Genomic DNA, 9,860 nt, shown 5'->3' with positions numbered 1-9,860 from the left:
GGCCCGGGAACCTCAGGGTTCCCGGGCCTGCGTGCGTCCGGGTGCCTGCGGCGAGCAGCCGGTCGGGGCCGCCCGGCCGACGCTCGGGCCGCCCGGCCCACGCTCGGGGCCGCCCGGTTCACGGTCGGGGCCGCCCGCAGGCGGGAATCCGCCGCCATGCGGGCCTGCCTGAACTGTTCAGCCCGCTCGCGACGTTCGGCGAGATGCTGGCGGTTGTCGGGTCCCCCGCGCGTGGTGCGACAGCGAGCAGCATCTCGCCGCCGGGGCGGAGGGGCGCGGCTCGCACGACGCCGGCGTCTGTCCACAGGCTGCCCCGGGACCCGCCACGCACCAGGTCGCGGTCAGGCAGGATCACGCCATGACGGACGACTCCCCGAGCCCTCCCCTGTCCCAGCGGGCACCCGCACCCGCACCCGCACTCGCACTCGCACGCGCACGCGCACGCGCACGCGAGATGCTCGCGGTGGTCGGGTGCCCGCCCCTCGGGGCGACAACGGGCAGCATCTCGTGATCCCCCTCCCACCCGCACCGTTCCTCGTCGCCGACGCGATCGCGGCCGGATGCACCCGGCGGCAGGTACGGTCCACGAAGCTGCACACGCCGTTGCCCGGGATTCGCATGGACAGGTCCCGGATGCACGACCTCGGAGCGCTCTGCGAAGCCGTCGAGCTCACGTTCTCCGACGGTGACGCCTGGTCGCACACGACGGCCGCGGCCCTGTGGGGGCTTCCGCTCCCGTCCGGAATCGACCTCACCGCGACGCTGCACGTCTCCCGGGGACCCGGGAAGTTCCCGAGCGAGGCCGCGGGGATCACGGGACACGTCCGCCCCCGGACCAACCACGTCACCCGTCACCGTGGGCGCCCCGTCACGACCCTCGCCCGGACGTGGCTCGACCTCGCCGGCCTCGTCCGACCCGCCGCGCTGACCGGTCCCGACCAGGGACGGGTCGACGCTCGCCGCGCCACGACGCCGTCGCTCTCGTCCACGCACGAGCTGTCGTTCACGGATCTCGTCTGCGTCACCGACGCGATCGTCGGCAGACGCTGGCCCGCGGTTCCCCGGGAGGAGCTCGCCAGAGCCCTGGCCTGGCATGGCTCCCGACGTGGGGCTCGTGCGCTCCGGAGGGCGTTGGCCGCCACCCGGGCGTTCGTCGACTCGCCCATGGAGACCCGGGTCCGGGTCCTGCTGGTTGCGTCCGGGTTCCCGTGCCCCGTCGTCGGAGCCGACGTGTACGACCGGGACCGGTGGGTCGCACGCCCCGACCTGTGCTGGCCCGGGCTACGCATCGCGATCGAGTACGACGGGATCCACCACCTCACGGACAGGCAGCAGATGCTCGACGACGTCGCGCGCCGAGAAGAGCTGGAGCGCCTGGGGTGGCGGGTCCTCGTGCTGTACGCGGACGACGTCCTGCGCCGCTGGCCCGCCACGACGGGACGGGTCATGCAGGCCTTTGCCGACCGTGGGGTGGACCCGGGCAACCTCGCGGACGCACCGGACGTCGCGGTCCGGCCCCGCATCGTCGAGGGCGCCTGACGCCGACCGGAGGGGCCTCCGGTGGCCCCGTTCACCTACCGAGATGCTGCAGGTCGTCGCCCGACGCACCCCGCAGGCGACAACGGGCAGCGTCTCGCGTCCTCGCCGCGCGCCACACGCCGCGCGCCACACGTCGCGCGTTCCACCCCGCGACGAGCGGCAGCCCGTCAGCCCGTCAGCACCCGGTACCCCGCGCCCCGTAGCTGCGCGACGAGCGCCTCGCAGTGCTCCTGTCCCTTGGTCTCGACCTGCATGCGCACCCACGCCTCGCCGATCGCGAGGTGCACGTCCGTGCGGTCGTGGTCGATGTGCATGATCGAGCCGCCGACCCCCGCGATCACGTCGAGCATCTGCGCGAGCGCCCCGGGCCGGTCGTCCAGCAGGACCTGCATCTGCATGTACCGGCCCGCAGCCGCGAGCCCGTGCCGCAGCACGCGCAGCAGCACCAGGGGGTCGATGTTCCCCCCGGACAGGATCACCACGACCGGGCCGTCCCACCCCGTCGGGTCGGCGAGCAGCGCCGCGACCCCGGCGGCCCCCGCCGGCTCGACGACGAGCTTGGCCCGCTCGGTGATCATCAGGAGCGCGCGCGACAGCTCGTCCTCGGTCACCGTCCGTACCTCGGCGCCCAGCTCGGACACGATCGAGAACGGCACGGGGCCCGGGGTGCCCACCGCGATGCCGTCGGCCATGGTCGAGCGGGCGAGCGACGTCGTCGGGACGCCTGCGGCGAGCGAGCCCGGGTACGCCGCCGCCCGCGCCGCCTGGACCCCGACGACCTTGACGTGCGGCGCGACCTCGGCCATGGCCGCCGCGACCCCCGCGACGAGGCCACCGCCGCCGAGCGGCATGACGACCGTGCGGACGTCGGGCACCTGCTCGAGGATCTCGAGCGCGATCGTGCCCTGGCCCGCGACGACGTCGGGGTGGTCGAACGGGTGGATGAACACCGCGCCCGTGCGCTCGGCCTCGGCCTTCGCGGCTGCGAGCGTCTCGTCGACGTCGACGCCGACCAGGCGCACCTCGGCCCCGTACTCCCGGGTCGCGGCGACCTTGGGCAGCGCGGCGTCGACCGGCATGTAGACGACGGCCTGGATACCGAGCAGGCCCGCCGCGAACGCGACGCCCTGGGCGTGGTTCCCGGCGCTCGCCGCGACGACGCCCCGCGCCTTCTCCTCGGCCGAGAGCCGGGCCATGCGGATGTACGCGCCGCGGATCTTGAACGACCCGGCGCGCTGGAGGTTCTCGCACTTGAGCGCCACGGGCACACCCGTGACCTGGCTGAGCGCGCGGCTCGTCTGGACGGGGGTCCGGTAGGCGACGCCGTCGAGCATGCGGGCGGCGTCGCGGATGCTGTCGAGAGTCACGCCGGGCTGAGCGAGGGTCACGCGTCCTCGCCCGCGCTCGCCCCGGTGCCCGACGACGGCGCTCCCTCACGGCGCGACGCCCTGCGCCCGGCGGTGCGCGCCGAGGCGGGCACCTTCTCGTCGTCGGCGAGGTCCTCCTCGGCACGCCGGACCATGACCGGGAGCGCGGGCTTGCCACGTATCACGAGGGTGTCGTCGGTACCGAGGTCGGGGAACTTGTCGTGCCCGTTGAAGTAGAGCACCACGGTGTTGATCAGGGCAGCGAGCGGCACCGCGAACAGGGCCCCCACGATGCCGGCCGCGAACCCGCCGGCCGCGACCACGAGCAGCACCGCGACGGGGTGCAGCGAGACCGCGTGCCCCATGAGGAACGGCTGGAGCGCGTGGCTCTCGATCTGCTGGACCGCCAGCACGATGCCCAGCATGATGAGCGCCGCGACCCACCCGTTCGCGACCAGCACGACGAGCACCGCCACCGCGCCCGTGACGACGGCACCCACGATCGGGATGAACGACCCCACGAACACCAGGATGCCGAGGGGCAGTGCGAGCGACGGCACGAAGAACGCCGCACCGACACCGATACCGACCGCGTCGACGAGCGCCACGAGGATCTGGGTGCGCGTGTAGGCGGACAGCGTGACGATGCCGCGACGCCCCGCCTGGTGGATCGTGTCGCGCGACCTCGCCGGGAACAGGCCCACGCACCAGGACCAGATGGTCCGGCCGTCGAGCAGGAAGAAGAACGTGCAGAACAGCGCGATCACGGCGCCCGCGGCCACGTGGCCCACGGTCGTCGCCGCGCCCAGCGCCCCGGACACGATGCTGTCCTGGCTCGAGCTGATGAACTTCTCGAGCTCCTTGAGGTAGCCGTCGACCTGCTCGACGCCGATCCCGAACGGCCCCGCCTGCAGCCAGTCCATGAACTCGTTGAAGCCGTCGATCGCCTTCTCGCGAAGCTCCGAGATCCCGCTCACGATCGTGCTGCCCGCCACCGTGATGAGCCCTCCCACGACCAGGAGAAGACCCAGCAACGCCGAGATCGAGGCCAGGCCGCGGGAGAACCGCAGCCGCTTCTCGAGGAAGCGTCGAACCGGTGTCAGCAGCACCGTGAGGAGCAAGGCGATCGCGACCGGGACCACGATGACCTTGAACAGCGCCGTGACGTACAGGCTCGCCGTGACGAGCGCACCGATCAGGAGCAGGCGCCACGACCAGGCCGCGGCGGTCTGGATCGACGGCGGGACGGCGTCGGCACCGTGCGGCCTGCCGGCGCGCACCTTCGGGGTCGCCGCAGGCGTCGGGGCCACCGCCGTGGCGACCGCCCCCGCGGAGGCGGGCGACGTCGTCGGGCCCTGTGCCTTCTGGGCGCGGCCCTTGCGCGGTGCCGCGCTCACGCGAGAGCCCGCGCGAGGTCCGCGATCAGGTCCGCCGCGTCCTCGATGCCGACCGACAGCCGCACCAGGTCGTCGGGGACCTCGAGCGCCGAGCCCGCGACCGACGCGTGCGTCATGCGCCCCGGGTGCTCGATCAACGACTCGACCCCGCCGAGCGACTCCGCGAGCGTGAACACCTGGGTGCGGGCGCAGACCGCGAGCGCCTTCTCCTCGCTCCCCGCACGGAAGGACACCATGCCGCCGAAGCCGCGCATCTGGCGCTTCGCGAGCTCGTGCCCGGGGTGCGACGCGAGGCCCGGGTACACGACCTCGGTCACCGCGGGGTGCGACGCGAGGAACTCCGCGACCGCGGCCGCGTTGGCCGAGTGCCGGTCCATGCGCACCGCGAGCGTCTTGAGACCGCGCAGCGTGAGCCACGCGTCGAACGGCCCCGCGACCGCACCCGAGGAGTTCTGGTGGAAGCCGACCGCGTCGGCCAGGCCGCGCGTCCCCGCGGGCGAGACGAGGTCGCCCGGGAGCTCCGCGCCGTCGGCCACGACGAGCGCTCCCCCGACGACGTCGCTGTGCCCACCGATGTACTTGGTCGTCGAGTGCACGACGACGTCGGCGCCCAGGCCGATCGGCTGCTGCAGGTAGGGCGTCGCGAACGTGTTGTCGACCACGAGGGTCGCGCCGTGCTCGTGCGCGACCTGCGCGAGGGCGGCGATGTCGCTCACGCCCAGCAGCGGGTTGGTCGGGGTCTCTACCCACAGGACCTTCGTGCGGCCCGGCTGGACCGCGGCCCGCACGGCGTCCAGGTCCGTCAGGTCCACGGCCGTGTGCTCGATGCCCCAAGGGCCGAACACCCGCGCCACCAAGCGGTACGTGCCGCCGTACGCGTCGTCGGGCACCAGGACGTGGTCGCCCGGGCGCAGCGTCGCGCGCAGCAGCGTGTCCTCCGCCGCGAGGCCCGAGGAGAACGCGAACCCGCGCGCCTGCGCAGCACCTTCGGGCGTCTCGACGGCGCCGAGCGCCTCCTCGAGCGCGGTACGGGTCGGGTTCGCGGACCGGGAGTACTCGTACCCCCCGCGCAGACCGCCGACGCCGTCCTGCTTGTAGGTGGAGACCTGGTAGATCGGGGGCACGACGGCCCCCGTCGTCGCGTCCGGGTCCTGTCCCGCGTGGATGGCGCGGGTCGCGAAGCCGGTGCTCGACCAGTCGGGGTGGGAGGGAGTGCTCGCGCTGCTCATCCTGTGAGCCTACGTGCCCGGGGGCCGCGCGTTCCTGCGGAACACGACGGTTCTCGCAGAGCGGATGTGGACATTTCGCGCGCACTGTCGGGACGGGACCGGTACGGACCGTCAGGACGGGACGGTACGGACCGGCGGGACGGGACGGTACGGACCGGCGGGACGGGACGGTACGGACCGGCGGGACGGGACGGTACGGACCGGCGGGACGGGACGGTTCCGAGGCGTCCGGGGAACAGGCGACGACGACGAGGTGTTGCCCAGGTGTCGGCTACAGGTGGAGGTAAAGATGTTCGAGTCGTTGTTCGGGTCCTCGATGAAGACCCAGATGGTCGCGCCCGAGAAGGCGCTCGCCGGGCGGGACCAGCCCGTGCTCCCCACCGCCCGCCCGCACACCGTGCTGGGGACGTCGATCACCGGTCCGTGGCCCGAGGGCACGCGCGTGCTGTACCTCGCGATGGGCTGTTTCTGGGGCGCCGAGGAGATCTTCTGGCAGGTGCCGGGAGTGATCTCGACCGCCGTCGGCTACATGGGCGGCACCACTCCCAACCCCACGTACGAGGAGGTCTGCACCGCACGGACCGGGCACACCGAGACCGCGCTCGTCGCGTACGACCCGTCCGTGGTGAGCGAGGAGGAGCTGCTCAAGATCTTCTGGGAGTGTCACGACCCGACCCAGGGCTACCGGCAGGGCAACGACGTCGGCACCCAGTACCGCTCGGCGGTCTACTGGACGACGCCCGAGCAGGAGGCCGCGGTCCGCGAGACCGAGGAGCGGTACCAGAAGGTCCTGACCGCACGTGGCCTGGACCCCATCACCACCGAGGTCGCGCCGGCCGAGGGGCGCACGTTCTACTACGCCGAGGACTACCACCAGCAGTACCTCGACAAGAACCCCTACGGGTACCGCTGCCACGCGACGACGGGGATCCCGTTCCCCGACGCAGCGTGATGCTGGGCTGAGCAGCCTCGCCGAGAAGTGAGTAGGTGCCCCTGATCCGATCGGACGAGGGGCACCTACTCACTTCTCGGTGGGTCGGCTCCGCGGGTCCGACACGTCTCAGCTGCTCAGCAGGTCAGGCCCGATCCCGGCGCGACGCCCAGGATCGCCGTGATCTTCTGGTAGCGGTCGACCCTGCTCTGGACCGACGCCGGGTTGCCGCCGTCGCACTCGAGCGCCCCGTTGAGCGAGTTGATCGTCTGACCGAATCCGGCGCCCCCGATCATCGCCTCGTGCGACGTCATCACGCCCGGACCGTTCTGCGTGTTCCAGTACCAGAGGGCCGTCTGCCACGCGATCGACGGGTCCTGCTCGACGAGCCACGGGTTGTTGAGCAGGTCGATGCCGAGCGCGTCGCCGGCCGCCTTGTAGTTGAAGTTCCAGCTGAACATGATCGGACCACGGCCGTAGTAGGCCTTCTGCCCGGCCGGGCAGCCGAACGGCTGCGAGTAGTCGCACTTGATCCAGTAGTTCGCCTCGTTGATCTCCTTGACGTACCGCAGACCGACCGACTCGAAGTCGGCGTGGGTCAGGAACGCCGCCGCCTCCTGGGTCCGGGTCGTCTCGGTCCCCGTGTTGGCGAACCTCGGGTACGCCGCCAGGGCGTCCACGAGGCCCTGGTAGGTGTAGAACGCGTTGCGCTTCGGGAAGATCGCGTCGAACTCGGCCTCGCTGATGACGAAGTCGGACGTGCCGCCCTGACAGGCCCCCTTGTCCGCCCAGACGGTCGTGGCCCCCGGGTTCTCACGCTGCGTCCACCACTTCGCGGTGAAGTTGCGGCCGTGGTGCGAGACCGTGGCCCCGCTCTGGTACGCAGTGGTCTCGCTCCACGTCGCGGCGCACGGGTTCGTGGGCGCCGCGACGGCGACCGTGAGCGGTGCCGCCGCCTGTGCATCGACCGCGGTCGCCGGGGCGGCGGCGGCGGTCGCGACGACCGCGCTCACGAGCCCGGCAGCCACGATCGCGGCTCCTCGGCGCATACCCGTGACAGTTCTCTTGCCAAACATCGAGCCCCCATTTGCTCATCGTTGAACAATCCTTGTGAACGGCTGGCGCCGCGGTCACAAGGTAGCGATGCGCACAAATGTCAGCAACTCGAACAAACTGCCCGATTGCGCTGTGTCTCCCGGGAAGCGCCTGGGCACTCAGGGAACTCCGAGGCGCCCCGAGCCCGCCGACGGTGACCGACTCTGCCGCCGAGGGTGACGGGTGCAACCGCCGACGGTGACGTCGTCGACGACCGAAGGAGTCACCCTCGGCACCATCGGTCATCACCGTCGGCGACGTTCACGTCACCCTCGGCACGATCGGTCGTCACCGTCGGCGACCAGCAGCGTCACCCTCGGCACGATCGGTCGTCACCGTCGGCGACCAGCAGCGTCACCCTCGGCAGCCAGTCACGTCACCCTCAGCAGGTCGCAGTGCGACCCTCAGCGCCGGACCAGCGTCCTGTCGTCGGCCCCGGCCCGCACCTCCGGTGCGAGCAGCACCCTGCCCACGACCTCGTTGCGGCACAGCACCGCCAGCCCTGCGGCAGCCGGCCCGCGCAGCGCCAGGACGAGCGCCACCACGACGCACACTCCGACCGTCGCGCCCGCGACGACGTCGTGCGGGAAGTGGACCCCCTGCACCAGGCGCGCCGCGCCCGTCACGATCGCGAGGACCGCGGGCGCGACGACCATGACCCGGTAGGGCGGGAGGCGACGTGCGCGCCGGAACCGGAGCGCCGTCGTCGTGCCGAGGGAGTCCCGCGGGCGGCCCGTGGCGAGCGCCGTGAGCACCACGGACGTCGCGAGCGCGAACGCGATGGTCGTGTGGTTGCTCGGGAAGGACCAGTCCCCCGCCGCTGGGCAGTGCGCGATCTCGATGAGGTCCCAGCACCCGCGGGGCTGCTGGACGATCGTCTTGGCGACCTCGGACGTCGCGTACGCGACCACGACCCCGGCGCCTGCGACGACCGCCGTCGCGACCGCACCGAGCCCCGCCCCGCGCGCCTGCCAGGCGGCGAGCAGCCACAGCAGGGCGAGCGCGATCACACCGGCCTCGGCGACCAGCTCGACGCCGGGCAGGTCCGCGGTCCGGGCGGTCACGGCGAGGTAGAGCTCGGTGCTGGGCCCGCGCAGGAGCAGCAGCGACGGCACGACCACGGCGGCTGCGAGCAGCCAGAGCAGGGCCAGGAGCAGGGGCGATCTGGGGGACTTCACCCCGGAATGGTACGGAGGTGAACGGCCGATGAACATCAGACCGCGGTCGGACCCGGACACCTCCTGCCGTCCCCCTCGCGGCCCACACCCCGCCTTCACGTCCGTGCCCGTGGCATCGTGGGGCGCGTGACCGACGCCCGCACCGCCGCGACGCCCGACGCCCCCCGCGCGCCCGTCCGCACGACCACCCTGCGCCTGCTCGCCGCGGCGCTGGTCTGCGGGTCTGCGGTGCTCCTGTTCGCGGTGCACGTCCGGCCGCTCGGGTACGTGCCGCTCGTCGTGGGCGTCCTGCTGGGGCTCCTGGTCGACCGGCGGCTCGGGCGTGACCTGCTGCTGATCGCGCTGGGCATGGGCATCATCAGCACCATCCCGCTCGCGGCGGACCTGAGCGACGCCGGGATCGCTCGGTTCGCCGTCGTGCTCTCGCTGGCGGTGCTGGTCCCGTGGGCCGTCTCGCGCTACGTCTACCGCGACGACGCGATCCGCTTCCCGGTCCGCACGGGCAGGCGGTGGAACCGCACCCAGATCGTGTACCTGCTGGTCGTGCTCGTCGCGGGCTACCTGATCCTGCCCGCGTACTTCATCGGGTCGGGGTCGTACCGGAACTGGCCCGCGATCGAGACGCCGCAGGAGATCGCCCGGCTCTTCGTCGGCGTCAACGCCGTGGGGATCTGGGACGAGCTGTTCTTCGTGTGCGTCGTGTTCGCGCTGCTGCGCCGCCACTTCGCGCTGTGGCCCGCGAACCTCCTGCAGGCGACGGTGTTCGTGTCGTTCCTGTGGGAGCTGGGCTACCGCAGCTGGGGGCCGCTCCTGACGATCCCGTTCGCGCTGGTCCAGGGGTGGATCTTCGCGCGCACCAAGTCGCTCACGTACGTGGTGTGCGTGCACCTGCTGTTCGACGCGATCGTGTTCGCGGTCCTGGTGCACGCGCACCACCCCGAGCTGTTCGACGTGTTCGTCACGGGCGGGCGCTGAGGCGCGCCGCGGGCGTCGTCACCGCCGCAGGCATCGCCACCCCCGCCGGGTCGTCACCCGCCGCAGGGGTCGGCGCCCGGCCACAGCGCGGGTCGCCGACCAGCGGTCAGCCTGCGGGCGTCGCGTCCCCGTCGAGCGGCGGGACGTAG

General features: G+C 72.5%; 8 protein-coding genes. 3 read left to right on the top strand and 5 right to left on the bottom strand.

Annotation, left to right across the window (positions count from 1 at the left end; translation table 11 throughout):
• Nucleotides 1–618: 618 nt before the first annotated feature.
• Nucleotides 619–1,539: an endonuclease domain-containing protein gene (locus tag ACFRCR_RS12940; RefSeq protein WP_377678037.1), complete on the top strand. Its 921-nt coding sequence runs from the start codon at nucleotides 619–621 to the stop codon at nucleotides 1,537–1,539.
• A gap of 167 nt (nucleotides 1,540–1,706) precedes the next feature.
• Here the strand turns inward: ACFRCR_RS12940 and ilvA are convergent, their stop codons facing one another.
• From ilvA to ACFRCR_RS12925, 3 genes are read right to left on the bottom strand one after another with little or no spacing between them, the layout of a single operon-like run.
• Complete coding sequence (gene ilvA, locus ACFRCR_RS12935) at nucleotides 1,707–2,873, bottom strand: threonine ammonia-lyase (protein ID WP_377678041.1); 1,167 nt, start codon at nucleotides 2,871–2,873, stop codon at nucleotides 1,707–1,709.
• Nucleotides 2,874–2,923: 50 nt separating this feature from the next.
• Complete coding sequence (locus ACFRCR_RS12930; RefSeq protein WP_377678035.1) at nucleotides 2,924–4,303, bottom strand: AI-2E family transporter; 1,380 nt, start codon at nucleotides 4,301–4,303, stop codon at nucleotides 2,924–2,926.
• Nucleotides 4,300–5,532 (bottom strand): cystathionine gamma-synthase, encoded by a 1,233-nt coding sequence (locus ACFRCR_RS12925; protein WP_377678033.1) that lies wholly within the window; start codon nucleotides 5,530–5,532, stop codon nucleotides 4,300–4,302. Before ACFRCR_RS12925 ends, ACFRCR_RS12930 begins: the two co-directional genes overlap by 4 nt.
• A gap of 289 nt (nucleotides 5,533–5,821) precedes the next feature.
• Between ACFRCR_RS12925 and msrA the strand changes: the two genes are divergently transcribed.
• Nucleotides 5,822–6,484 (top strand): peptide-methionine (S)-S-oxide reductase MsrA, encoded by a 663-nt coding sequence (gene msrA, locus ACFRCR_RS12920; RefSeq protein ID WP_377678031.1) that lies wholly within the window; start codon nucleotides 5,822–5,824, stop codon nucleotides 6,482–6,484.
• A 116-nt stretch (nucleotides 6,485–6,600) separates the two neighbouring features.
• On the opposite strand, the gene ACFRCR_RS12915 is transcribed toward msrA, so the two are convergent.
• Both ACFRCR_RS12915 and ACFRCR_RS12910 read right to left on the bottom strand, forming a co-directional pair.
• A complete protein-coding gene (locus ACFRCR_RS12915) occupies nucleotides 6,601–7,512 on the bottom strand; it encodes a glycoside hydrolase family 19 protein (RefSeq protein ID WP_377678029.1) in 912 nt (303 codons plus the stop codon).
• Between the two features lie 450 nt (nucleotides 7,513–7,962).
• Complete coding sequence (locus tag ACFRCR_RS12910; protein WP_377678027.1) at nucleotides 7,963–8,736, bottom strand: phosphatase PAP2 family protein; 774 nt, start codon at nucleotides 8,734–8,736, stop codon at nucleotides 7,963–7,965.
• 189 nt (nucleotides 8,737–8,925) lie between these two features.
• Between ACFRCR_RS12910 and ACFRCR_RS12905 the strand changes: the two genes are divergently transcribed.
• On the top strand, nucleotides 8,926–9,711 hold the full coding sequence (locus ACFRCR_RS12905; protein WP_377678039.1) for a type II CAAX prenyl endopeptidase Rce1 family protein: 786 nt from the start codon (nucleotides 8,926–8,928) through the stop codon (nucleotides 9,709–9,711).
• Nucleotides 9,712–9,860 lie beyond the last annotated feature (149 nt).

This window comes from Oerskovia sp. NPDC056781 (genome assembly GCF_042789955.1).
GTDB classification, from domain to species: Bacteria; Actinomycetota; Actinomycetes; order Actinomycetales; family Cellulomonadaceae; genus Oerskovia; species Oerskovia rustica.
The sequence above is the reverse complement of the archived record's forward strand: the minus strand, read 5'-3'. Positions and strand labels throughout refer to the sequence as shown.